This window comes from Glaciimonas sp. OK215 (assembly GCF_057787885.1).
On record NZ_CM173544.1, the window covers coordinates 534872 to 560733 of the forward strand.

The window sequence follows — 25862 nt, forward strand, 5'->3', positions numbered from 1 at the left end:
ATACCTGCTGAAGGGGTTTTCTTTATTGAGAAGCGGTGCTTACTGATGGATAGTCGTGAAATCCTTTTCCGGTCTTTCTACCCAGGAGTCCCGCGTCGACCATTTCCTTCAGCAGCGGCGCCGGGCGGTACTTGGGATCATTGAAATCCCGGCAGAACACTTCCATCACCGCCAGGCAAGTATCGAGGCCGATCAGGTCGGCCAGTGCAAGCGGTCCTATCGGATGATTGGCGCCAAGCATCATGCCTGCATCGATTTCCGCGGCAGTCGCCAGGTCTTCCTGCAACGCGAATACCGCTTCATTGATCATCGGTATCAAGATCCGGTTCACCACGAAGCCGGGCGCGTTTCGCACTGCGATCGGCGTCTTGCCGAGTTTCGAAGCAAGTTGCCTGGTCGTTGCATATGTCGCGTCACTGGTGTGCATGCCGCGAATGATTTCGACTGCCGACATGACTGGAACCGGATTGAAGAAGTGCATTCCCACGAAGCGTTCGGGTTGCGTCAACGTTGCCGCGAGCTTGGTCACCGAAACGGACGAGGTGTTGGTGGCAATGATGCTCCCGGGCTTCGCCAAGCCTTCCAGGTCTTTCAATATCTTCTGTTTCAGCGCAAGGTTCTCGGTTGCGGCTTCGATCAGGAAGTCCGCATCGGCAAGTCTGGACAGATCGGTGGTCGCTTCAATTTGCGCCAGGATTTCTCGTTTCTTTCCCTCTGTACATCGGCCGCTCTTGATTGCCCGGTCAAGACCGGCCGCAACCGTCGCCAGCCCTTTTTGCAGTGCGGCATCGCTGACGTCGCGTATAAGGACCCTGAGTCCGGCTGCCGCGCAGACTTGCGCAATCCCGGATCCCATCTGTCCGGCGCCGATAATTCCTACTGTTTGAATTTGCATGGTTAGTCTTGGGTTGTTGATTCACTGATGTGCAGCGGAGCTTCGCCCGGCACTCTTTCGTCACATGTTCGAATAATTGGGTCCGTCTCCGCCTTCCGGTGTGACCCAGGTGATGTTCTGCATAGGGTCCTTGATGTCGCAAGTCTTGCAATGCACGCAGTTTTGCGCGTTTATCTGCAGGCGCTCGTCCCCGGCATCGTTCTTCACGAATTCATATACGCCTGCCGGGCAGTAGCGCTGTTCCGGCCCGGCATAGCTGGCCAGATTGATCTGTACAGGAATATCCCCGGATTGCAGCTTGAGGTGTACCGGCTGATCTTCCGCATGATTGGTATTCGAGATGAACACCGAGGACAGGCGGTCGAACGTCAGCTTGCCATCGGGCTTCGGGTACCGGATCGGCTGGAATTCCGATGCAGGCCGCAGGCATGCATGATCCGCACGCTTGTGCCGCAGCGTCCAGGGCGCCTTGCCACCGAACACCACCTGGTCGATCCCGACCATCAGCGTGCCGGTGTACAAGCCACGGGCCATGCAAGGCTTGAAGTTGCGCGCCTTGTGCAATTCTTCATGCAGCCACGACGACTTGAAACTTTCTTCATGCGCAGTCAACTCGTCATGCCGGCGGTTCTCATCCAATGCCGCAAACGCCGCTTCGGCAGCCAGCATGCCGGTTTTCATCGCCGCATGGCTGCCCTTGATGCGCGCGGCATTCAGGAAGCCGGCATCGCAACCGACCAGCGCACCGCCCGGGAAAGTCAGCTTGGGCAAGGATTGCAGGCCGCCTGCCGCCAGTGCACGGGCGCCATAGGAAATGCGCTTGCCGCCTTCGAAGAATTTGCGGATTTCCGGGTGGGTCTTGTAGCGCTGGAATTCCTCGTACGGTGACAAATAAGGATTCTTGTAAGCCAGTCCCACCACATAGCCGACTGCAACCTGGTTGTTTTCCAGGTGGTACAGGAAAGACCCGCCATAGGTATCCGCAGCTAGCGGCCAGCCGGCAGTGTGAATCACCAGCCCCGGCTGATGCATCTTCGGATCGATTTCCCACAATTCCTTGATGCCGATCGCATAGGTTTGCGGATCGCTGTTCTTGTTCAGATCGTATTTCGCCATCAACTGCCGGCCGAGATGGCCGCGCGCACCTTCGGCAAGGAGCGTGTATTTCGCATGCAGTTCCATGCCGGGCTGAAAGGAGGCGGTCGGGTTGCCGTGGCGGTCGACACCCATGTCGCCGGTGGCCACGCCGCGTACCGAGCCATCGTCATTGAACAGTACTTCGGCGGCCGGAAAACCGGGGAAGATTTCCACGCCCAGCGCTTCAGCTTGCCGGCCCAGCCAGCGCACCACATTGGCCAGAGAAATCACATAGTTGCCGTGGTTCCGGAAGCAGGCAGGCAGCATCCAGCCGGGTGTCCTGATCGCTTTCTTTGCGGTCAGGAACAGAAAGCGGTCCTCTGTGACTTCGGTATTGAGCGGCGCGCCCAATTCCTTCCAGTCGGGGAAAAGCTCACTCATCGCAATCGGGTCCATCACCGCGCCGGACAGGATATGGGCGCCGACTTCGCTGCCTTTTTCCAGCACGCAGACCGAGACCTCGCACCCTTTTTTCGCTGCCAGCTGCTTCAGGCGAATGGCCGCCGACAAGCCGGCCGGGCCGCCGCCGACGATGACGACATCGTATTCCATTGACTCACGTTGCATGACAGTCATTCTTTAGAATTGGAAAAACGGCACTCCGCCGCATCAAAGTTCATCGCTGAACAGGCCATCGGGCAACTGCTTATCGCTGACCGGTGCGGGCCAGTGTTGTTCCTGCAAGCAGAACATGAAGTAATTAAAAATGGACATGCGTAAATGTTCTCCGAAATATTCTTGTTCATGCATATCGCAATGCATGTTGTCTGCAGACTAGCCAAGTACTGCCACTATTTGCGGCACGACCTCGAACAGGTCGCCCACGATGCCGTAATCAGCCACCGAGAAGATCGGCGCTTCCGGATCCTTGTTGATCGCCACGATCGTCTTCGAATCCTTCATGCCGGCCAGGTGCTGGATCGCGCCGGAAATACCGACGGCAATGTATAGTTGCGGCGCAACGATCTTTCCGGTCTGGCCGACCTGCCAGTCGTTCGGCACGAAGCCGGCATCGACGGCGGCGCGCGACGCGCCCATCGCGGCCCCCAGGCGGTCCGCCAGCGGTTCGAGGAGCTTGAAGTTGTCGCCCGAGCCCATGCCGCGGCCGCCGGATACGATGACTTTCGCCGCAGTCAATTCAGGACGGTCGGACTTGGCCACGTCACGCGACACGAACGCTGACTTGCCGGAATCGGCAACAGCGGCAATCGTTTCCACTACGGCATTGCCGCCGGCGGCAGGGGCATCGAAGCCGGTGGTGCGGACGGTGAGCACTTTTACCGGGTCGCTTGATTGCACTGTCGCAATCGCATTACCGGCATAAATCGGACGCTCGAAGGTGTCCGGCGAGATTAGCCTGGTGATGTCGGAAATCTGGCCGACATCGAGCCTGGCAGCCACGCGCGGCAGGATGTTCTTGCCATAGGCGGTGGCGGGAGCCAGGATGTGCGAGTACGCAGAAGCAATGGCGAGTACCTGTTCGGCAAGGTTTTCCGCCAGGCCGTCGGCGAAATGCGCGGCGTCGGCAACCAATACCTTGACCACACCGGTAAGCCTGGAGGCGGCTTCGGCAGCAGCGCCGCAGTTGGCGCCGGCCACCAGGACGTGGACTTCGCCGCCGCATTGGATGGCGGCGGTGATGGTGTTGAGGGTGCTGCCCTTGAGGGTGGCATTATCGTGTTCAGCAATGACGAGTGCGGTCATGGTATCTCCTGATGTGGGGTATTTCGTAGGGCGCAATAACATTGCGCCGCATGCCGGCGATGGTGGATCACATTCGGCGCAATGTTATTGCGCCCTACGTGTTAAATGACTTTGGCTTCGTTACGCAGTTTGGCGACCAGCGTGGCGACGTCCGGCACCTTGATCCCGGCGCTGCGTTTGGCAGGCTCAACCACTTTCAGCGTTTTCAGGCGCGGGCTGACATCGACGCCCAGATCGGCCGGCTTGAACACATCCAGGGTTTTCTTCTTGGCTTTCATGATGTTCGGCAGCGTCACGTAGCGCGGTTCGTTCAGGCGCAGGTCGGTGGTGATGATGGCCGGCAGCGTCAACGCCAGGGTTTCCAGGCCGCCATCGACCTCGCGCGTGACCAGCACTTTGTCGTCTTCCAGCACGACTTTCGAGGCGAACGTCGCTTGCGGCCAGCCCAGCAAGGCCGCCAGCATTTGACCGGTCTGGTTGCAATCGTCATCGATCGCCTGCTTGCCGAGGATGATCAGCTGCGGTTGTTCCGTCTCCGCAATCGCCTTCAACAGCTTGGCCACCGCCAGCGGTTGCAGCTCGACATCGGACTCGACCAGGATGGCACGGTCGGCGCCGATCGCCATCGCGGTGCGCAGCGTTTCCTGGCATTGGGTGACGCCGCAGGAAATCGCGATCACCTCGCTGACCTTGCCGCCTTCTTTCAGGCGCGTGGCTTCTTCCACCGCAATCTCGTCAAACGGATTCATCGACATTTTGACGTTGGCAATATCCACACCTGTGCCATCGGATTTAACGCGTACCTTGACGTTGAAGTCCACGACCCTTTTAACAGCAACCAGTACCTTCATGATCATCTCCTCAGCTAGAAGGCTGCGATGCCGGTGATGGCGCGCCCCAGAATCAAGGCATGCACATCGTGCGTGCCCTCGTAGGTGTTGACCACTTCAAGGTTGACCAGATGCCGCGCGACGCCGAACTCGTCGCTGATGCCATTGCCGCCAAGCATGTCGCGGGCCATGCGCGCGATGTCAAGGGATTTTCCGCAGGAATTGCGCTTCATGATCGACGTGATCTCCACCGTCGCCGACCCTTCATCCTTCATGCGGCCGAGGCGCAGGCACCCTTGCAGACCCAACGTGATTTCGGTCTGCATGTCGGCCAGCTTCTTCTGGATCAACTGGTTGGCCGCCAGCGGCCTGCCGAACTGTTTGCGGTCCAGCACATACTGGCGGGCGCGATGCCAGCAGTCTTCCGCCGCGCCTAGCGCGCCCCACGCGATGCCGTAGCGTGCGCTGTTAAGGCAGGTGAACGGGCCCTTCAGTCCGCGGACCTCGGGGAACGCGTTTTCTTCGGGGCAGAACACCTCGTCCATGACGATTTCGCCGGTGATCGACGCACGCAAACCGACCTTGCCGTGGATGACCGGCGCGGATAGTCCTTTCCAGCCCTTTTCCAGCACGAAGCCGCGGATCGCGCCTTCATCGTCCTTGGCCCAGACCACGAACACATCCGCAATCGGGCTGTTGGTGATCCACATCTTGCTGCCGCTGAGCTGGTAGCCGCCGTCGACCTTCCTCGCGCGGGTCACCATGCTGCCAGGGTCCGAGCCGTGATTGGGTTCGGTGAGGCCGAAGCAGCCGATCAGTTCGCCTTTGGCGAGCTTGGGCAAATACTTCTGTTTGCTGGCTTCGTTGCCGAACTCGTAGATCGGCACCATGACCAGCGAGGACTGCACGCTCATCATGGAGCGGTAACCCGAGTCCACGCGTTCGACTTCGCGCGCCACCAGGCCATAGCAGACGGAGTTGAAGCCGACACCGCCGTAAGACTCTGGAATCGTCACCCCGAGCAGGCCGAGATCACCCATCTCACGGAAGATCGCCGCGTCGGTCTGTTCGCGCCGGAACGCGTCGAGCACCCGCGGCGCGAGGCGCTCCTGGCAATACGAACGGGCCGAGTCGCGCACCATGCGTTCGTCGTCGCTCAACTGCTGGTTCAACAACAGAGGGTCATCCCACTGGAACGCGGCATATTTATGCTTGGAGCTCATTCCGTACTCACTCAAAAGTTTATCGTGCGGCTAATGTACGATTCAACGACTAACGCCACAAACGAATTGTTCGCACGCATTTGTGCGAAAAACGCACTTGCAGGCTGATGATACTTATGGCGCCTCTGCCGGCGCAGCCGTCAGCCCGTCTACCCCGCTACGCTTCACGGCATCCGCCAGGAAACCACTCTCGCGCATGGCGTTAATTGCCGCGTCAACCTTCGCCAGACGATCCGGGCGGTCCGACGAAACGGCAATGGTTTGCGGCACGCCATAGAAATTATCGGATAGCAAGCGCAGCTCCGGCACGTTCCGTGCACCTGAAGCCAGACGCTGTCGGCCGCCGGCGAAAGCTGTCACGGTCCCTTCCTGCAACCACTGAAAAGGTTCTTGCCAGGTATAGTCGGGCGTGGCGCGCACGCGCGCGGCGGTCAAGCGCTGTTGCAACCATACCCCTACGCTGTCGTCGGTGTTTACCCCAATCACCTGGCCCGGTATGTCCAGTTCGTGCACCGAGTACAGCGGCGAATCTGCACGGACCAAGGCGCTTTGCTGCACCAGCATGTAGGTTTGCGAAAAAAGCACTACGCCGGTACGCTCGGGGTTCGGCGCCACAAAGCCGATGTCCGCGCTGCCGCTGCGCACTGCCTCCAGCACAGCGGCAGCCGTTGGAAGCGGGGTGATTGTCACAGGGACGCCAGCCCGGCGCCCCAACTCACGCGCTATATCAGCGACTGCACCGGTAATGGCCCCTGTGCGGGGATCGCGCCGGGCCTGAGCTACGTTAGCCACAATGTAGGCGGCGCGCAAGGTTCCGCTCGGCGCGAGCACGAGGTCGATAGACATGGCATTTCCAAAAGGCATCAAAGCCAGGAGCAAAAGGGCGCACGAACACCGACTTGCCTTGCGTTCGGCAGGAGGATACTGATGGCGTCGGTCGATATCGGAGTTCATTGCAGCTCGCTTTCAGAAGGAGTGCATGATGCCTATTTCGAAGCCTCTGGACACGCGGCCCGCGGCGGCAACCGGCGGGGTGCCAACCGCGAAGCTCGCGGCACCGCTGTTCGTCAAATGCGAATAGGTTCCGTAAAGAGACGTACGCTTGGACAATTGATACACATAGCCGAGCGCAACCTGCTTTGCGTCGTTGGCATCGGTACCGGCGCCAGATGCGTCTGCACGCTGATAGCTGGCCCGCACCAGGCCTGCGGCCCCTACCGGCACTGTGACGCCCAGTTCCCAGTTGGCCTGCTTCTTGGCACCGTACTTTGCCTGATTGAACAATACCATTACCTTGGCAAACCCGGCATCGTAGGAGACGCCCGCGTTAGCAACTTTGAAGCTGTCCGCCGTCGCCGTGCCGGTGGTCGAGAATGCGACGGCGGTGTTCCAGGGGCCCCTTTGGTAACCGACGCGTCCGCCGGTGTAGCGATTCCCGGCCACCCCCTCTCCAGGCGCCGCCTGGAACTGTCCGTAGACACCTCCCAGATCCGGCGGAAGGAAGTAGCTCACCGCATTGTCGGTGCGAAGCAAGGTTGTTGCGCCGCTGCCAAGATTCGTGGCGAGGTTGAACCCCGAACCGACACCGCACGTGGTGAATGGATCAAATATGGACAGATTGTAGAACGTCGGATCAAGGTCGCGACCCAATCGCAACTCGCCGAATGCGCCTGACAGGCTGACGGTGGAACGACGATGCCAGAACTTGCCGGATGCATTGATCGTGCCGGTGTCGGGATTGAATGCCGTCTCCAGCCATGCGCCGGCCTTCATGCCGCCGCCGAGATCCTCCTCGGCGCGAAATCCCAGCCGGGAATTAAGCATCCCGTCGGTTCCCATCTGGTTAACCGTGTTGCCCCCATTCGTCACCGAGCGCAGGTTCGTGTCCACGATGCCGAAGACCGTCACCGATGATTGCGCGTGCGCTACGTTCCCGAGTGCGGCAACCGCGGTAATCGTGTAAATGTACTTTTTCATGCTGTCTCCTATTTGTGTTGTGTTGTGATCAAAAAAGGTAAACCGGCTGGCTGATCAAGCCGGCCTGGTGTTCTGCGATTTCTCTTCCAGGTGGTGCTGATGAATGCTAACGTTAGCAATTAGTTGAAGTTTAAAACCATTTTTCCAAGTCTGTCAATGAAATAAGTAGGAATTATGGCGCGCGTATAAATGCGTGTTACATAGGTGAAATGAGGCAGGTTTCTTATGTGATCGCCTCTTGGCAACTTCAGCATCTTATGCTAACGTTAGTCTAAAGTTGCGAAGATGTAGTCCAAAATGGGTTGCGCCGCCGACTGCGCGGCGCACAGGACGTGCAACCTGTCGGGCAACCTGCTACTTCGTAGCCCTAAAATACGTAACAGCTTCTACTTCAACAGTGCGAGGACCACACCATGAATGACACCGTTTTGCTTACTGACTACGCCTGGCCCGACGACAGCGTGGAGCGCGGCATTGTCGAATCCGCCGGCATGCGACTTGTCAGCGGGCCGGCAACGCCGTCTTCGGCAACCGAAATTGAGGCTTTGGTGCGCGAGCACCGGCCTTCCGCCATCCTTACTTGCTGGGCGACGGTGTCGGCAGCGGCCATCGCGGCCGCCCCTGATCTGAAGATCGTGGCAAGGCTCGGTGTGGGACTCGACAATATCGCGGTCGCTGCCGCGGCCGCGCGCAACATCCCGGTCACCAACGTGCCGGATTATTGCGTCGAGGAAGTCTCCGACCATGCGCTGGGTTTCGCGCTTGCATGGACGCGGGGCATCGCCTTCTTCGATCGCGAAGTACGCGCCGGCCGCTGGATTCCCGCCGATGCGAAGCTGCGCCGTCTGGCCTCGCTCACCTGCGGGCTGATTGGCTTCGGGCGAATCGGCCGCGCCACGGCGCGCAAGCTCGGCATCTTCGGCTGCCGCGTGCTGGCGCATGACCCGCACTTGTCAACGGACAGCGCCGGCGTACAGTGTGCCAGCCTGCCCGAGCTGCTCGCTCAAAGTGATATCGTGATCGTGCACGCGCCGCTGAATGACGCAACGCGCCATCTCATCAACCGCGAGCGACTGGCACTGATGCGTCCCGGCGGCCTCTTGATCAACGTGAGCCGTGGCGCCGTTGTCGACACCGATGCGGTGATCGAAGCATTGCACAGCGGTCAGCTATCGGCGGCCGCACTCGACGTGCTTGAGTCCGAGCCAAACGTCCCGTCCGAACTGCTCACTCACCCGGGCGCAATGCTTACCCCGCACGTCGCATTTTCGTCAGATGCTTCACTGTTGGAGCTGCGCAGGCGTGCCGCCGAAGAGGTTGTGCGGGTGCTGCGCGGCGAAGCGCCGCAGCATTCATGCAACCTGCGCTAGTCGCGCTTCCCTCAACCCATTCCATTCATTCAATTCATTCCAATTCCATGATGAACCAACAGACCTGTCCAGAGCCGCTGCTTGATGCCTTTCTCGTCGAGCACAATCTCGCGCGCCCGGACGAAACCGCGCACTGGCATGCACTGACCGGCGGCGTGTCGTCCGACATCTGGCGTGTCGACCTCCCGCAACGCTCGCTGTGCGTCAAGCGGGCACTCTCCAAACTCAAGGTCGCGGCCGACTGGCAAGCGCCGGTGTCGCGCAATGCCTACGAATGGGCCTGGATACAGTTTGCTTCACAGCACTGTCCGGACAACGTGCCGCGACCTCTTGCGCATGACCCGCAGGCCGGCGTGTTCGCCATGTCGTATCTGCAGCCGGATGAACATCCGGTCTGGAAGCAGCAACTGATGGCCGGGGAGATAGCGGTCGAGACCGCAAGCGCGGTTGGACACCTTCTTGGCCGCCTGCACGCGGCAAGCGCCGGCAGCAGCGAACTTGCCGCAGCGTTCGACACCGGCGACAATTTTCATGCGTTGCGCCTGGCCCCCTATCTGCTTGCCACGTCGGTCCGGCATCCGGCATTGCTTTCCAGGTTGCGGCAACTGGCGCAGCGCACCGCCGGTATACGCGCGGTGTTGGTGCACGGCGATGTCAGTCCGAAGAACATTCTTGTCGGCCCCAAGGGGCCCGTACTGCTGGACGCCGAGTGCGCCTGGTTCGGCGACCCTGCCTTTGACCTCGCATTCTGCTTGAATCACTTGCTCTTGAAATGCCTCGTGCATCCGGAAAAGCGGGATGTGCTGATTGCTTCTTTCAAAGCACTGACCGAAGCCTATTTCGACGAGGCGGATTGGGAACTTCGTTCAGCTCTGGAGGCACGCGCGGCCGAGTTGCTGCCGGCATTGTTATTGGCGCGGGTCGACGGCAAATCGCCAGTGGAATACCTGACCGAAGAACACCAGCGCGATCAGGTGCGCGCGGTCGCCATTCCCCTGTTGCACCGTCCGGTCGAATGCCTTTGTCTCGTTGCCGCAGCGTGGCTGGACGCATTCGCAGGCCAGGGCCATGCACTTTGATAATCAGTGAATGACGACAGGCTCCTGGGTTAATCGCCTTCCTCTGATTGTCTCGTCCGGACTATCGCTATTGCATTTCACCCACTATTGCGCAAACCAGCCGCGATGCCGTTGATCGACAGATGAATGCCAAGCCGTATGCGCTCGTCCTGATGACCGTCGCGGAACTGGCGCAATAGTTCCAGCTGCACGTGATTCAAGGGATCGAGATAGGGAAAGCGGTTCCGAATCGAGCGCTTGAGCAGAGGATTGCCATCGTGCAATTCTGTTTGTCCGGTAATCGCTTTCAAGGCGTCGATCGTTGCTGCATGTTCCGTACGGATGCGCGAGAAAATGCGCTCGCGTAATGCAGCATCCTCCACCAGAGCCGAGTAGCGGCTGGCAATGGCGATATCGCTTTTTGCCAGCACCATGTCCATATTCGACAACAAAGTACTGAAGAACGGCCATTGCCTGTGCATGCTTTGCAGCAAGTCGAGCCGCGCTGCCCGCGCTACCTTGTTGCCTTCGAGGAATGTCCGCACCGCCGTACCGAAGCCGAACCAGCCGGGCAGCATGAGGCGGCACTGAGCCCAACTGAACACCCAGGGTATCGCGCGCAGGTCCTCGATTGAACGACTATTCTTGCGCGAGGCCGGGCGACTGCCGATATTGAGTCCCGCGATTTCCGAAATGACGGTCGATTCCCAGAAATAGGTTTCAAATCCCTCCGTTTCATAGATCAGACCACGATAGGCGGAGAATGCCCCGCGCGACAGTTCTTCCATCGTCGACAGGAAAGCCGACTCCGGCTCTTTTCCTGAATGAGAAAGCAGGCTTGCTTCCAGTGTGGCGGCCGCCAATACTTCAAGATTGCGTCGTCCAACTTCAGGATTGGCGTATTTGGCTGTAATGACCTCACCCTGCTCGGTCAGCCTGAGCTGTCCTTGCACCGTACCGGCCGGTTGCGCGAGTATTGCCTCGTAGCTCGGGCCGCCGCCTCGTCCGACCGAACCGCCCCGCCCGTGGAAAAGCCTCAACTTCACTGCATGCGTCCGGAACACTTTAACCAGTTCGGTTTCCGCCTTGTACAATTCCCAGCCGGATGTCAGGAAGCCGCCATCCTTGTTGCTGTCGGAGTAGCCAAGCATTACCTCCTGAGTGTCGTCGCGAGACGCGAGCAGTTTCCTGTACCCGGCAAGGCTGAACAGCCGTCCCATCACCGCCGCGCTGCGCCGCAAATCTTCAATGGTTTCGAACAAAGGAACAATATTGACGTCAAGCATGGCTTCCGCAGGACGCAGCAAGCCGACTTCCTTCAGCAAGACGGCGACCTCAAGAACGTCCGACACACCATCGGCTTTCGAGATAATGAAGTTGCGGATCACATCCCGACCGTATTGCAAATGCACACGGCGTGCCGCAGAAAAAATTGCCAGTTCCGACAAGGTTTCGCCGGAGTAAGCAATGTGCGGCGATGCCAGCGGACGGCAGGATTCGAGCTCCTGCAGCAGCAGGGCAATTCGAGCGTCTTCATCAAGGCTGAGATACGCGGTGCCCGGGCGCGCAACTTCAAGCAATTCGCCAACGACACGCTGATGTATATCGGCATTTTGCCGAAGATCGATCGGTGCAAGACCGAATCCGAACACGTCCACCGCCCTGCGCAGATGCCGGAGCCTGCCGCGCGTCAGTGCGGCCGATCCGTTGCTGGCAAGGGAGCGGTGAATGACGTTCAAGTCGTTCAGTAATTCTTCCGCGTTGTGATAACAGTCTTCGCTATGTGCAGTGGCGCCCGTAGCCAGCGCCTGACGTGTATTCAAGACCCGTCCAAGAATGCCGTCGATCGCACGCCGGTATGGCTCATCCGCACGATGTGGAGATTGATCGGAGGAGCGCGCGGCAAGCGCATCGAGATGCGCAGAACAGTTCACCAGGCCTTGCGCGAGCGACAGCTGCGAAGACAGAATCCGCAATTCCCCGGCATAGAAGTTGAAGGCGCGCTCGGACTGCATGCGCAGTGCCTGTTCCAGTACCTCCGCGGTCACGAATGGATTGCCGTCACGGTCCCCGCCGATCCAGCTCCCGACTTTCATGAAGCTTGGCAAGGCAATCGGGTCGCTGCTCGCGGAAAGAGGGGAGAGGACGTCTTCCAGTCCGGCGTAGAGATGCGGCAGTTCCCGCAGCATTGTGTGGTCAAAGTAGGACAGGCCGTTCTCGACCTCGTCCAGTACCGACAGCTTGGTCCTGCGCAACATGCGCGTCTGCCAGAGTGTCAGGATGGCGCGGCGCAGCGCGTCGTCATTCTCCGCGGCCTCGTCGGATGTCAACTGCATGCGATCGCGCTCGTCAAGCAGGCGCGCGATCACCATCTGGCAGTTCAAGACACTTTTGCGCTGGACTTCGGTTGGATGCGCGGTCAGCACTGGACTTACCATCACACGCTGAAAGAATTCGACGAGGTCCTGTCCTGAGATACCGGCGTCGAGCACGTTTTGGACAGCATGCGCCATGCTTCCTTTGCGCGGCGGCGACCCGGCCACCGCATGCGCGCGCGTGCGTCGGATGTGATGTTGGTCCTCGGCGATATTGGCAAGCAGTGAAAAGTAACTGAACGCGCGGATTACCTGCATTGTCTGTTCCGGTGAAAGAGAAAGCAGTGTCTCTTCCAGTTCGGCGCGCGCCCCGGTGTCGAGGTCCCGCCGAAAGCGTATTGAGCGCTGGCGGATGTTTTCGATCAGGTCAAAGACCTCCGTACCATGTTGTGCGCGAATCGTGTCGCCGAGTATTCGGCCAAGTTGCCGAATGTCTTCCTGCAGCAAGGAGTCCTTGTCTTGATCGAGAATGTACATGTCTGTAAGAATGAAAGGCTAAATGAAAGGTTAAACGGCAAGAGCCGAATAGCAGCCTCGCCCCTGTTGTCAGTGGGGTGCGGATTTCAGCTCATGCGAAACCTTGGAATGAATGCTAACGTTAGCATTCATTTAAATTCTAAAACTACCTGGCTGGATGTGTCAATCTCCTTGTTCGTGCCGAGATACTGCGGCAGAACACGCGACTTGCAGCGAAGCTGTATCCTCTTGATGGCGCCATGAATTTGTGCTATCGTTTGTCCCATTCTTGGAAGAACCGCCCCATATGGTCACGATTAAAGACATCGCCGCTCGCCTGCAGGTCTCCCCCTCCACCGTGGGCCGGGCGTTAGCCGATGATTCGCGCATCAGCAGCGCAATGAAGCAAAAGGTGCTGGAAGTTGCAAACGAATTGGGTTACGTCGCCAACCACGCAGCACGCATGATGCGCGGCGTGTCGAGCAACCTGGTGGGCTTGATAGTTCCGGACATCCGGAATAGTTTTTACTCCACCATCGCGCATGCGTTGTCGAAATGCCTCGCACAGGAAGGCTTGCAACTTACACTGTCTGAAACCGATGACGACCGGCTGGTCGAGCTGCGCCACATCCGCGAGCTTACGAGCGTCAATGTTGCAGGCATCATCATCGTGCCCAGTGCCCGGCCACACCCGGATTCAGTGCGCTTGCTCGGAATGACGTCGCACATTCAGCTGCTGCGCAAGCACCCCTCTCTGGGTGATCAGTGGTTCGGAATCGACGATGTACAGGCGCTATATCAAGCAACGAAGCACCTCGTTGAACTCGGCCACCGCCGCATCGCCTATATCGGCAGTTCGGCCGAACTGCCTACTGGCGCAGCACGCGTGAAGGGCTTTCGTGACGCTCTCGCCGGTAGCGAGACAGCCTGTCATGGGTTTGAAGAGCTCGGCGTCCCGGGATCGACGAATTTCGCGCGCGATGCGCTGCGTCGCCTTCTTGCGCTCCCCGCCCCGCCCACTGCGGTTGTCACGGGCTCGGTGCAGCATACATTTGGCGTTCTCGAAGAACTTTTGGCCAGTGGCGTTCGCGTCCCCGAGCAGCTATCGGTTGTCGGTTTTGGTGACGAGCCGGCGTTTCGTTGGTGGGGACCGGGTCTGACGACGGTGCGGCTCCCGGTCTCCGAGTTGGCTACCGCGTGCGGGCTCTGGTTTGTCCACCAGATAAAGCAGAAGTCTGCCAACGCCGCTCCGTACAGCTCGGTCTCGCCACCGACGCTCGTCGTTTGCGGCAGCACGCGGCGCGTCGAACCGACTGATGCCGGCCTTGACGTGCGTCTTGGCGAGGTGGCTGGCTAAGCGCCAGCCTATACCACTCCACTTTCCGAACGCCCCCGATGCCCCCCGTACCCGTCAATGTCTCCAGGGTACTGTCAACTTGGCAATTCATCCGAAAATTTCATAAAATGGCGGAATGCCGAATTCCACTATTTACAGCGGTTTTCGCCATCCAGCCGGAGTCATAAGCCATGCGGTGTGGCGCTATTTCCGTTTTGCCCTGACCATTGCTTGGAGAGGTTTCGAATTAACTCTGGACGTGTCGGTCGCCAAGTGTTCGTCGAGTACAATTTGCAGGCGCAAGCAGTGACTTGCGCGTTGGAAGATTGAGCGCAGGCGAATGCCCGCAGCTTCCCTGGAAAACGAAAAGAAAGAAAAGAATGAATACACTTTTATTTACGATTGCCGCGTATTTGATCGGCTCGATCTCGTTTGCGGTAGTGGTCAGCAAATTGTTCGGACTTGGGGATCCGCGCACCTACGGTTCCAAAAATCCCGGCGCCACCAATGTATTACGTAGCGGGAACAAGGCCGCGGCGGCGCTGACTTTGCTTGGCGATGGCTTCAAGGGCTGGCTGGCAGTGTGGCTGACGCAAAAATTCGGACCGCAATATGGCCTTGAAGACGGCGGTATTGCGCTGGTGGCAGTCGCCGTCTTTTTGGGCCATCTGTGGCCGGTATTTTTCCGCTTCGTTGGCGGCAAGGGCGTGGCCACCATGTTTGGCGTACTGATTGGCATCAATCCGTTGCTGGGGCTCGGATCACTGGCGACCTGGGCGATTATTGCCTACGCGTTTCGCTACTCATCGCTGGCAGCGTTGGTGACAAGTCTGTTCGCACCATTCTTTTATGCGCTGATGGAAGGTCCTGACGTCATTTTGCTGGCCATCGTGATCATGAGCGCCTTGCTGATGTATCGGCATGCCAGGAATATCGGCAATTTGCTGGCGGGTAAGGAATCCCGCATCGGGGCCAAGAAAAATGGCAATAGCGCTTAAGCGCATCAGGTTTTTTACCTGATATTCATTTCCTGTTGTTTTTTTACATACGCGTTTCTGTTCTGAAATGCCACATCAGTGGCGCATTGTTGCGATGCGTCACGGTCCTGTTTGTCTTCTTTTGATCCAAAGTTAATTCGAGAAGAATCATCGATGGTTAAGTAATGTCCATTTTTTAAGCATGAATATGTTGCTTCGCAGCATAATATCGCATTATGAAAACGCATATCACCATTTGAAAGTACAAAAACTCTCTGTTAGAATTTGCCGCATCGCCTCTATTGCCCGTTCATAGGTGCGTTTTTTTTGCCACATTGATGCAAGCCCGCTTTTCCATCCGGTGCCAAAATAGATCGGTGCAAAGCGTTTAAACAACTCAGGAGACTCAGCATGTCAGCCCAGCTCGACCAGGTTTTGGCGCAAGCCACCAACGATCCAGATGTCATCGAAACCAAAGAATGGCTAGATGCACTTGAAGCCGTCATCGAAACCGAAGGGCCGGAACGGGCTCACTATCTGATGGAGCGCATGCTTGATCTGGCACGTCGTCGCGGCGCGCAGATCCCGTTCTCCAGCAATACCGCTTACGTCAACACCATCCCGGCGCACCTCGGCGAACATTGCCCGGGCAACCTGGAATACGAAGAGCGCCTGCGCTCATGGATGCGCTGGAATGCGATGGCGATGGTGGTCAAGGCCAACCGTCTGGATGGCGATCTGGGCGGCCATTTGTCGAGCTTTGCGTCGCTGGCGAATATGCTGGGCATAGGCTTTAACCATTTCTGGCACGCTCCTTCCGAGAACCATGGCGGCGATCTGCTGTACATCCAGGGCCATTCATCGCCAGGCGTGTATGCGCGTGCGTACCTCGAAGGCCGTCTGAGCGAAGAGCAAATGCTGCATTTCCGCCGTGAAGTCGATGGCAAAGGCTTGTCGTCGTATCCGCATCCGAAGCTGATGCCGAATTTCTGGCAATTCCCGACGGTATCGATGGGTCTGGGACCGTTGATGGCGATCTATCAGGCGCGTTTCCTCAAATACCTGCACGCACGCAGCATCGCCGACACAGCCAATCGCAAAGTATGGGCATTCTGCGGCGATGGTGAAATGGACGAACCGGAATCGATGGGCGCGATCGGTATGGCCGGCCGCGAGAAACTCGACAATCTGGTGATCGTCGTCAACTGTAATCTGCAACGCCTGGACGGCCCGGTACGCGGCAACGGCAAGATCATCCAGGAACTGGAATCGGATTTCCGCGGCGCCGGCTGGAACGTGGTCAAAGTGATCTGGGGCGCCGGTTGGGACGATCTGCTGGCACGTGATAAAGAAGGCATCCTGCAACAAGTCATGATGGATACCGTCGATGGCGAATACCAGAACTACAAAGCCAAGGATGGTGCGTTCGTCCGTAAGCATTTCTTCGGCAAGCATCCAAAATTGCTGGAACTGGTTAGCAAGATGTCGGACGACGATATCTGGCACCTGACCCGTGGCGGTCATGACCCGCACAAGATTTACGCTGCATTCAAAGTGGCACAGGAACACAAAGGGCAGCCGACCGTATTGCTGGTCAAGAGTATCAAGGGCTACGGTTTCGGCAAGTCGGGCGAAGCGCGTAACACGGCGCACAACACCAAGAAGCTGGACGACGAAGCGATCCGCGCCATGCGCGACCGTTTCCAGTTGCCGATTTCGGACGACAAGCTCGCGGAAGTCCCGTTCTTCAAGCCAGCCGACGACACCCCGGAAATGATTTACCTGCACGAGCGCCGCAAAGCCCTTGGCGGTTATCTGCCGCAGCGTCGCATGAAAGCCGACGAAGAATTGATCGTGCCGCCGCTGGAATCGTTTAAAGCCGTATTGGAACCGACCGCCGAAGGCCGTGAAATCTCGACGACGCAAGCGTATGTGCGGATTTTGACCACCTTGCTGCGCGATCCGAGCCTGGGTCAGCGCGTCGTGCCGATCATGGTCGACGAATCGCGTACTTTCGGCATGGAAGGCCTGTTCCGTCAAATCGGTATTTTCAGTCAGGTCGGGCAGCTCTACGAGCCAGTCGATAAAGACCAGGTGATGTACTACCGCGAAGACAAAGCCGGCCAGATTCTGCAAGAAGGGATTAACGAAGCCGGCGGCATGAGCTCATGGATCGCCGCGGCGACTTCGTACTCGACCAACAACCGCGTGATGATTCCGTTCTATACCTATTACTCGATGTTCGGTTTCCAGCGTATCGGCGATCTGGCCTGGGCGGCGGGCGACATGCGCGCACGCGGCTTCCTGATTGGCGGTACTGCCGGCCGCACCACTTTGAACGGCGAAGGTTTGCAGCACGAAGACGGCCACAGCCATTTGATCGCCTCGACGATTCCGAATTGCGTCCCTTACGATCCGACCTTCTCGCACGAAGTTGCCGTCATCATGCATGACGGTCTGCGGCGCATGGTCACCAACCAGGAAGATGTGTTCTATTACCTGACATTGATGAATGAGAACTATAGTCATCCGGGTCTGAAGCCAGGCAGCGAAGAAGGCATCATCAAGGGCTTGTACCTGCTGCAGGAAGGCGGCAAGAAAAACAAGCAGCGCGTCCAACTGATGGGTTCCGGCACGATTCTGCGCGAAGTCATCGAAGGCGCCGCATTGCTGGAAAAAGACTGGGGCATCGATGCCGACGTCTGGTCGGCACCGTCGTTCACACTGCTGGCCCGCGATGGGCAGGACGTCGAACGCTGGAACATGCTGCATCCTACCGAGACGCCACGGGTAGCGCACATTACTGCATGCCTGAACGACACCAGCGGCCCGATCATCGTCTCGACCGACTATATGCGTACCTACGCCGAGCAAGTTCGTGCGTTCGTGCCGAATGGCCGGACTTACAAGGTACTGGGCACCGACGGCTTCGGACGTTCCGATACGCGTGCCAAGTTGCGTGAATTCTTTGAAGTGAATCGCTACTTTGTGGTGATTTCCGCACTGAAGGCACTGGCTGATGAAGGCAAGCTCAAGAGCTCGGTTGTCGCGGAAGCCATTACCAAGTATGGTATCAATCCTGAAAAGCTGAATCCGGTCACACAATAAGCACTTCCGATGCGCCGAATGGCGATAACCAGGCGGCAAGGTCTGATTGTACTAACGTACTTTCCACGACCTTGCGACTGGTTGTCTTTTTCAGGCACATTGGAAAATACCAGGCAAGACTAAAAATTACCTTGCATGCATGGATCGCGTCACCGGTCTTCCCGGCCGGTTGCGCGATTGGCAGCGAGTAGAACGAATGGAGCTAAGCGATGAGTATGGTAGAAGTGAAAGTCCCGGATATTGGCGACGTCAAAGACGTTGAAGTGATTGAAGTGATGGTCAGGGTCGGCGATACGATCAAGATCGACCAGTCGCTCGCGACACTGGAAACCGACAAGGCCAGCATGGAGATCCCGTCAACCCAGGCCGGTGTCGTCAAAGAATTGAAAATCAAGGTCGGCGACAAAGTCAGTGAAGGTTCGCTGATTCTGGTACTGGAAGCTGCCGGCGCAGCCGCTGCGCCGGCAGCACCGGTTTCCGCACCAGCCGCGGCAACTGCGCCAGCCCCGGCAGCAGCAGTTGCGGTTGCACCATCCGCACCGGCAGGACTGGTCGAGGTGAAGGTCCCGGATATCGGCGACGTCAAAGACGTCGAAGTGATTGAAGTGATGGTCAAGGTCGGCGATACGATCAAGATCGACCAGTCGCTCGCGACACTGGAAACCGACAAGGCCAGCATGGAAATTCCTTCGACCCAGGCCGGTGTCGTAAAGGAAGTGAAAATCAAGGTAGGCGACAAGGTGAGCGAAGGTGCGCTGATACTGGTGGTGGAAGCCACTGGCGGCGCAGCTCCGGCAGCAAGCGCGGCACCAGCCCCGGCAGCCGTTGCCGCCCCGGTTGCGGCGGCGGCTCCCGCCGCAGCGCCTGCTCCAGCGCCGGCCGTAGCGGCACCCGTCGCCACTGCCAGCGGCGTCGTGCCACACGCCTCGCCATCGGTGCGCAAGTTTGCGCGCGAACTCGGTGTCGATTTGAGCCGTGTCGCCGGCACCGGTCCCAAAGGCCGTATCCTGCAAGAAGATGTACAGGCTTACGTCAAGGGCGTGGTCTCGGGCGCCATCGCGCAGCCGAGCGCTGCTGCCGGCGCAGCAGGCAAGGGCAGCGGCGTCGGACTCGATTTGCTGCCATGGCCATCGCTCGACTTCGCCAAATTCGGCAGCACCGAATTATTGCCGCTGTCGCGCATCAAGAAAATCAGCGGCCCGAATCTGCATCGCAACTGGGTCATGATTCCGCATGTCACCCAATTCGACGAAGCGGATGTCACTGATCTGGAAGAATTCCGCAAGGACGCCAACGCTGCTTACGCCAAATCCAAATCGACAGTCAAGCTGACGATGCTGGCGTTCGTGATCAAGGCCAGTGTCGCCGCACTCAAGAAATTCCCGGCGTTCAATGCGTCGCTTGATGGCGCTGGCGAAAACCTGATCCTGAAGCAGTACTACAACATCGGTTTCGCCGCAGATACACCTAACGGCCTGGTAGTGCCGGTCATCAAAAATGCCGACCAGAAAGGCATTGCGCAGATCGCCCAGGAAATGGGCGACCTGTCGGCGCAAGCGCGCGACGGCAAGCTGAAGGGGCCGGACATGCAGGGCGCCAGCTTCACCATTTCCTCGTTGGGCGGGATTGGCGGCACCGCATTTACGCCTATCATCAACGCGCCTGAAGTGGCGATTCTGGGCTTGTCCAAGGCCTCGATGAAACCGGTCTGGGACGGCAAGCAGTTCGTGCCGCGCCTGATGATGCCTATGTCGCTGTCTTACGACCACCGTGTGGTCGACGGTGCGATGGGCGCGCGTTTCAGCGTCTATCTGGGCGAAGTCCTGGCCGATATGCGCAAAACCTTGTTGTAAAAGCGTGCTTTAAGAGCGTGTGCTAAAAAGGTCGTTCAAAGCGGAAGGTGAGAAACGTCTTCTCATCTTTCGACCGGTCCCATCCTGATGGAGAACAGCCATGACTACCTGCGTCGTCGTCAAGAAAGATAACCAGATCGCGATTGCCTCGGATTCGCTGGTGACATTCGGCGATACCCGCTTGTCGCACGCTTATGAAGCCAACAACAAGATTTTTCAGGTCGGCAATTCCTACATTACCCTGGCAGGAACCGCCGCGCATTTCCCCGTGATGCGCAAGTTGATGCTGAGCATGGCGGATGAGTGCAAATTGGACAGCCGTGAAGAAGTTTTTGAAACCTTTTCCCGGGTCCACATGATACTTAAAGAACAATATTTTCTGAACACCAAGGAAGACGACGACGATCCGTATGAGTCATCGCAAATCACCGCGCTGATCGCCAATCCATACGGTATTTTCGGCATCTATTCGTATCGCGAAGTGTTCAGCTTTGATCGTTTCTGGGGTATCGGCAGCGGTCGTAATTTTGCGCTGGGGGCAATGTACGCGGTCTACGATCAGGCCATCAGTGCTCATCAGATTGCCGAGATCGGGGTACAGGCCGGCGTCGAGTTCGACAAGAGTTCTGCGGCGCCATTGCGGATTCACAGTTTCGCGATGCAGTGACAAGACTTGCGGGACAACAAGAAAGAAGCAGGGCGGATGCGCGTAGCGTGATCCTCCCTGCCTGCGGTAACAAGCTAACAGGCTCGGCTAGGTAAAGCGGAGCGACTACTACCACTCCCTGTGCGGGAAGATAAGAATGGAGCAAACCCTATGAGTATGGTCGAAGTCAAGGTCCCGGATATCGGCGACTTCAAGGAAGTTGAAATCATTGAGCTGCTGGTCAAAGCTGGCGATACCGTCAAGGTCGACCAGTCGCTGATCACGGTTGAATCGGACAAGGCCAGCATGGAAATTCCATCGAGCCACGCCGGTGTGGTCAAGGAAATCAAGGTCAAGGTCGGCGAAAAAGTCGCTGAAGGTTCGATTATTCTGATGCTGGAAGCGGCTGCCGCCGGTACAGCTCAGGCGGCACCTGCCGCACCGGCTGCAGCGGCACCTGCTCCGGTTGCCGCCCCGCAGGCGGCACCTGCTGCCGCCAGCTTCTCGGGTAGCGCCGATGTCGAATGCGACACCGTGGTGTTGGGCGCCGGGCCGGGCGGCTATACCGCCGCTTTCCGCGCTGCCGATCTGGGCCAGAAAGTGGTGCTGATCGAACGCTATCCTGACCTCGGCGGTGTCTGTCTGAATGTCGGCTGTATTCCATCGAAGGCATTGCTGCACGCCGCCAAGGTGATTACCGAAGCGGAAGAAATGGCGCATTTCGGCGTCAAGATGTCGGCGCCTGAAATCGACATCGATGCGTTGCGCGGCTGGAAGGAAAGCGTCATCAAAAAGCTGACCGGCGGCCTCACCGGCCTGTCCAAGGCACGGAAAGTGCAGGTACTCACCGGCAAGGGCGAGTTCAGCTCGGCCAACACGATCACCGTGCAAACGGCGGAAGGCGCGAAAGTTGTTGCGTTCAAGAACGCGATCATCGCCGCCGGCTCTTCGGTCGCCCAGATTCCCGGCTTCCCGTATGGCGATCCGCGCCTGATCGACTCGACCGGCGCGCTCGAACTGCGTCAGATTCCAAAGAAATTGCTGGTGATCGGCGGCGGTATTATCGGTCTGGAAATGGCCTGCGTATACGATGCGCTCGGTTCCAAAGTCACCGTCGTCGAATTCCTTGACGGCCTGATTCCCGCTGCGGACCGCGACATCGTCAAGCCGCTGCAAAAGCGTATCGAAAAGCGTTACGAAGCGATTTACCTGAAAACCAAAGTCACCAAACTGGAAGCATTGCCGGAAGGTTTGCGCGCGACATTCGAAGGCGCGGAAGGCAACACCAGCGCCCCGACCGAACCGCAACTGTTCGACATGGTCCTGGTGGCGGTTGGCCGTCGTCCAAACGGTAAGGAAATCGCTGCCGAAAAAGCCGGCGTGATCGTCACCGAACGCGGCTTCATCCCGGCCGACAAACAGCAACGCACCAACGTCCCCCATATCTATGCGATCGGTGACGTCTGCGGCGATCCGATGCTGGCGCACAAGGCGACCAACGAAGCCAAAGTGGCGGCCGAAGTCATCGCCGGCCATAAGGTCGCATTCGACGCCATGACGATTCCGTCAGTGGCCTACACCGATCCGGAAATCGCGTGGATGGGCCTGACCGAAACGGAAGCCAAAGCCAAAGGCATCCCGTTCGAAAAAGCCAATTTCCCATGGGCCGCCAGCGGCCGCGCATTGGCAATGGGCCGTGACGATGGCATCACCAAATTGCTGTGGGACCCAAGCACCAAGCGCATCATCGGTGCCGGTATCGTCGGCGTGAATGCCGGTGAGTTGCTGGCAGAGACCGTGTTGGCGATGGAAATGGGCGCCGATCTGGAAGACCTGGCGTTGACTATCCATGCGCATCCAACCTTGTCCGAGACGCCGATGTTTGCGGCTGAAATGGGCCTGGGAGTGATTACCGACTTGTTTATCCCACCGAAGAAGAAGTAATGACCCGACCTTGAATTCGGCCATGTCCGGGTTTGCGGTGCAGGTGAAGTAAAAAAAACGTTGTGCCGGGTTCCCCGGCACAACGTTTTTTTTCATGGCTGCGCTTGTGGGAGCAGCCCTTAATCGAAATACCGCCGCACCGATTCAAAACGCTGTGCGTAGTATTTCGCGTCAAGACTATCAATTCTGACCTTGCCATTGGTGGATGGCGCATTGATGAAACGGCCATCGCCGATGTAAATCCCGACATGCGATAACGGCCGGTTCAACGTATTGAAGAACACCAGGTCGCCCGGGCGCAATTCACTTTTGGGAACTTCCCGGCCCTGGCGGGCGATGGTGGCGGCATTCCCCGTGATAGTCAGTCCGGCAGCCTGTTTGTAGACATAACTCACCATGCCGCTGCAATCCAGCCCCGCCTCAGGATTCTTGCCGCCGAAACGGTAATTCGTATCGATCAGTCCGAGCGAGTAAATGACAATGTCATTCCCTGTTTCGCTCGGTGGGACATGCGAGTTCATGTAGATGCTGCCGCCAGCCGGCGTTTTACGGATGTTATCGCCGCCGCTGCCGCAAGCGGCCAGCAGCAGTGCGCAGCAACAGATGAAAAATGTCCTGACCGTCATACGCAACCCCAGGAAATTCCGCGGTATTTCTGCATCATTGAGCTTGGCGGTTTTGTTTTTCAATCTGATCCAGTACGTCCGACAGCATAGCGATCATCTGATCGATTTCTTCGATCGTGACATTCAGCGCAGGCATGAAGCGCAGTAAATTAGGACGCGGCGAGTTCAGCAATAAACCGACCGGGTTCATGTCGCGCGCGATATCGACGATTTGCGGACCGATATCTTTCCCCAGTTTGAGTGCGCGCAACAAGCCTTCGCCGCGTTCACCTTTCAGGCCATGCTTCTCGCACAGCTTGAGCAATGCGGTGCTGAGGTAGGCGCCTTTATCCTTGACCGACTGCATAAAGCCTGGCGCCAGCAAAGTCTTCAGGACCGCGCTGCCGACGGCAGTCATCAGTGGATTCCCGTTATAGGTGCCGCCCTGATCGCCGGCTTCAAAACAGGCGACTTCCTCGCGTGCCAGCAAAGCCGCTAATGGCACACCGCCGCCGATACCTTTGCCGAGGGTCATGATGTCCGGTGCAATATTCGACAACTGGTAGGCGAACAATTCGCCGGTGCGCCCCATGCCGGTCTGGACTTCGTCAACGATCAGCAGCAAGCCGTGTTGCTCGGTTAATGCGCGCAGGCCTTGCATGAATTCAGCGGTAGCCGGGACGACGCCACCTTCGCCTTGCACCGGCTCCAGCATGACGGCTACGGTACTGTTATTAATCAAACGCACGACGCTGGCCAGATCGTTCAGTTCCGCTTTCGGGAAACCCGGCACTTGCGGGGCGAAGAGGGTGTCCCAGCCCGGTTTGCCGCTGGCCGACATGGTCGCCAGGGTGCGGCCGTGGAAGCTATGGTTGAACGTAATGATTTCAAAGCGGCTGTGGCCGTCTTTGTCAGGATTCTTTTTGCCCCATTTACGCGCCAGCTTGATCGCGCCTTCGTTGGCTTCCGCGCCGCTGTTGGCAAAAAATACGCGATCGAAACAGGAGTTGGCTGTCAGCAGCGACGCCAGTTCGATCGACGGCGCGTTGTAAAAGGCCGGTGACGGATTGAGGATTTTTTTCGATTGCTCGACCAGCGCATCTTGTATGCATTGCGGCGAGTGGCCAAGCGCATTGACCGCCCAGCCTTGCAGGTAGTCCAGATAGCGCTTGCCATTGTGATCGGTCATCCACATGCCGCTGCCTTCGGTGAATACCAGCGGCGGGCGGTTGGTGATGGTCATTAAATCGTTGACGGCAAACTGGTTGAATTCCATGGTCGGGCTCCGGTAAGGCGCTAAGGCGGCGCTGAAAGTTGTCATTGTCTTCAATATTAGTGGGGCAGATCCGCTTCTGACGTAAACGAATCCGCATAAAACTCTTCCGCCGGCAATTTGCACGATGCGACAAAGTCGCGTTGCGCCGACTCGACGACGATCGGCGCACCGCAGGCATACACCTGATGGCCGGACAGATCCGCGAAATCGGCCATCACGGCCTGATGTACAAAACCGCTGCGGCCGCTCCAGCGATCTTCCTCTTGCGCGTCCGAGATCACCGGAACATAAGTAAAGTTCGGTACGCTGCCTGCCCATTCTTCGCATAAAGCGTGCATGTAAAGATCCTGCGGACGGCGACCGCCCCAATACAGTGTCATCGGGCGTGCGGATTCGTTGTGAATCATTTGCTCGATGATGGCCTTGATCGGCGCGAAGCCGGTCCCGGATGCCAGCAAGATCATCGGCTTTTCCGAATCTTCGCGCAGGAAGAAGGTGCCAAGCGGACCCTCAAAGCGCAAAATATCGCGCTCCTTGAGTGTGCCAAACACCTGGTCGGTGAACAGGCCGCCGGGCATGTGACGAATGTGCAGCGTGATCTGCTGGTCTGTGTGCGGCGCGTTGGCCATGCTATAACTGCGGCGTTTGCCGTCGCGCAGCATGAATTCGAGGTACTGGCCGGCCAGATACTGCAGCCGCTCATTGGCGGGTAATTGCAGCGACAGCACGACCACGTCGTCGGCGACTTTTTCAATTTTGGCGACGCGGCTTGGCATTTTGCGGATCGGGAATTCGCCGACGCCAGCCACTTCGCGTGCTTCGATGGTAATGTCGGAATGCGGTGTGGCGCAGCAGAACAGCGAAAAGCCCAGTTCTTCTTCCTTTACCGGCAAGGCTTTTTCCTGATGGGTGCCGTGGGTGACGCTGCCGGCAATCAGCTTGCCTTTGCACGAGCTGCATGCGCCGTTTTTGCAACCGTAAGGCAAACCGACGCCGGCACGAATCGCCGCGTTCAGAATGGTTTCGCCTTCGTCACAAGTGAATTGCCGACCACTCGGCTGAACAGTTACCTGGAAACTCATACAATCCTGA

At 58.1% G+C, this 25862-nt stretch carries 19 protein-coding genes; 8 read left to right on the plus strand and 11 right to left on the minus strand.

Features of this window, described 5'->3' with window-relative positions:
* Window positions 1-22 precede the first annotated feature (22 nt).
* The 7 genes from AC3CHX_RS02485 to AC3CHX_RS02515 form a co-directional block, all read right to left on the minus strand.
* Window positions 23-895: a 3-hydroxybutyryl-CoA dehydrogenase gene (locus AC3CHX_RS02485; RefSeq protein ID WP_488642529.1), complete on the minus strand. Its 873-nt coding sequence runs from the start codon at window positions 893-895 to the stop codon at window positions 23-25.
* Window positions 896-955: 60 nt separating this feature from the next.
* Entirely contained in the window at window positions 956-2599 is a 1644-nt protein-coding gene (locus tag AC3CHX_RS02490; protein WP_488642530.1) for an electron transfer flavoprotein-ubiquinone oxidoreductase, read from the minus strand.
* A gap of 207 nt (window positions 2600-2806) precedes the next feature.
* On the minus strand, window positions 2807-3736 hold the full coding sequence (locus AC3CHX_RS02495; protein WP_488642531.1) for an electron transfer flavoprotein subunit alpha/FixB family protein: 930 nt from the start codon (window positions 3734-3736) through the stop codon (window positions 2807-2809).
* 101 nt (window positions 3737-3837) lie between these two features.
* Window positions 3838-4587, minus strand: coding sequence for an electron transfer flavoprotein subunit beta/FixA family protein (locus tag AC3CHX_RS02500; protein WP_488642532.1), 750 nt, complete (start codon window positions 4585-4587; stop codon window positions 3838-3840).
* Between the two features lie 14 nt (window positions 4588-4601).
* Window positions 4602-5789, minus strand: coding sequence for an acyl-CoA dehydrogenase (locus AC3CHX_RS02505; RefSeq protein WP_488642533.1), 1188 nt, complete (start codon window positions 5787-5789; stop codon window positions 4602-4604).
* Between the two features lie 114 nt (window positions 5790-5903).
* The gene (locus AC3CHX_RS02510; protein WP_488642534.1) at window positions 5904-6635 is read right to left on the minus strand and encodes a transporter substrate-binding domain-containing protein; all 732 of its coding nucleotides are present in this window, start codon (window positions 6633-6635) and stop codon (window positions 5904-5906) included.
* Between the two features lie 120 nt (window positions 6636-6755).
* Window positions 6756-7766, minus strand: coding sequence for a porin (locus AC3CHX_RS02515; RefSeq protein WP_488642535.1), 1011 nt, complete (start codon window positions 7764-7766; stop codon window positions 6756-6758).
* Window positions 7767-8179: 413 nt separating this feature from the next.
* Here AC3CHX_RS02515 and AC3CHX_RS02520 point away from each other — a divergent pair, with 413 nt between their 5' ends.
* Window positions 8180-9136, plus strand: a complete 957-nt coding sequence (locus tag AC3CHX_RS02520) for a C-terminal binding protein (RefSeq protein ID WP_488642536.1) — start codon at window positions 8180-8182, stop codon at window positions 9134-9136.
* A 47-nt stretch (window positions 9137-9183) separates the two neighbouring features.
* Window positions 9184-10215: a phosphotransferase family protein gene (locus AC3CHX_RS02525; protein WP_488642537.1), complete on the plus strand. Its 1032-nt coding sequence runs from the start codon at window positions 9184-9186 to the stop codon at window positions 10213-10215.
* A gap of 77 nt (window positions 10216-10292) precedes the next feature.
* Here the strand turns inward: AC3CHX_RS02525 and ppc are convergent, their stop codons facing one another.
* Window positions 10293-13046: a phosphoenolpyruvate carboxylase gene (ppc, locus tag AC3CHX_RS02530; protein WP_488642538.1), complete on the minus strand. Its 2754-nt coding sequence runs from the start codon at window positions 13044-13046 to the stop codon at window positions 10293-10295.
* 286 nt (window positions 13047-13332) lie between these two features.
* Here ppc and AC3CHX_RS02535 point away from each other — a divergent pair, with 286 nt between their 5' ends.
* From AC3CHX_RS02535 to lpdA, 6 genes are all read left to right on the plus strand, one after another.
* Entirely contained in the window at window positions 13333-14382 is a 1050-nt protein-coding gene (locus tag AC3CHX_RS02535) for a LacI family DNA-binding transcriptional regulator (RefSeq protein WP_488642539.1), read from the plus strand.
* A 359-nt stretch (window positions 14383-14741) separates the two neighbouring features.
* Complete coding sequence (gene plsY / locus AC3CHX_RS02540; RefSeq protein ID WP_488642540.1) at window positions 14742-15359, plus strand: glycerol-3-phosphate 1-O-acyltransferase PlsY; 618 nt, start codon at window positions 14742-14744, stop codon at window positions 15357-15359.
* Between the two features lie 390 nt (window positions 15360-15749).
* Window positions 15750-18446: a pyruvate dehydrogenase (acetyl-transferring), homodimeric type gene (aceE, locus tag AC3CHX_RS02545; RefSeq protein WP_488642541.1), complete on the plus strand. Its 2697-nt coding sequence runs from the start codon at window positions 15750-15752 to the stop codon at window positions 18444-18446.
* Window positions 18447-18655: 209 nt separating this feature from the next.
* Window positions 18656-20299, plus strand: coding sequence for a dihydrolipoyllysine-residue acetyltransferase (gene aceF, locus AC3CHX_RS02550; protein ID WP_488642542.1), 1644 nt, complete (start codon window positions 18656-18658; stop codon window positions 20297-20299).
* A gap of 100 nt (window positions 20300-20399) precedes the next feature.
* The gene (locus tag AC3CHX_RS02555; RefSeq protein WP_488642543.1) at window positions 20400-20966 is read left to right on the plus strand and encodes an MFS transporter; all 567 of its coding nucleotides are present in this window, start codon (window positions 20400-20402) and stop codon (window positions 20964-20966) included.
* 150 nt (window positions 20967-21116) lie between these two features.
* Window positions 21117-22889, plus strand: a complete 1773-nt coding sequence (gene lpdA / locus AC3CHX_RS02560; protein WP_488642544.1) for a dihydrolipoyl dehydrogenase — start codon at window positions 21117-21119, stop codon at window positions 22887-22889.
* A 119-nt stretch (window positions 22890-23008) separates the two neighbouring features.
* On the opposite strand, the gene AC3CHX_RS02565 is transcribed toward lpdA, so the two are convergent.
* From AC3CHX_RS02565 to AC3CHX_RS02575, 3 genes are read right to left on the minus strand one after another with little or no spacing between them, the layout of a single operon-like run.
* Window positions 23009-23578 (minus strand): C40 family peptidase, encoded by a 570-nt coding sequence (locus AC3CHX_RS02565; RefSeq protein WP_488642545.1) that lies wholly within the window; start codon window positions 23576-23578, stop codon window positions 23009-23011.
* Window positions 23550-24770 (minus strand): acetylornithine transaminase, encoded by a 1221-nt coding sequence (locus AC3CHX_RS02570; RefSeq protein WP_488642546.1) that lies wholly within the window; start codon window positions 24768-24770, stop codon window positions 23550-23552. Before AC3CHX_RS02570 ends, AC3CHX_RS02565 begins: the two co-directional genes overlap by 29 nt.
* A 56-nt stretch (window positions 24771-24826) precedes the next feature.
* The gene (locus tag AC3CHX_RS02575; protein ID WP_488642547.1) at window positions 24827-25852 is read right to left on the minus strand and encodes a CDP-6-deoxy-delta-3,4-glucoseen reductase; all 1026 of its coding nucleotides are present in this window, start codon (window positions 25850-25852) and stop codon (window positions 24827-24829) included.
* Window positions 25853-25862: the final 10 nt, after the last annotated feature.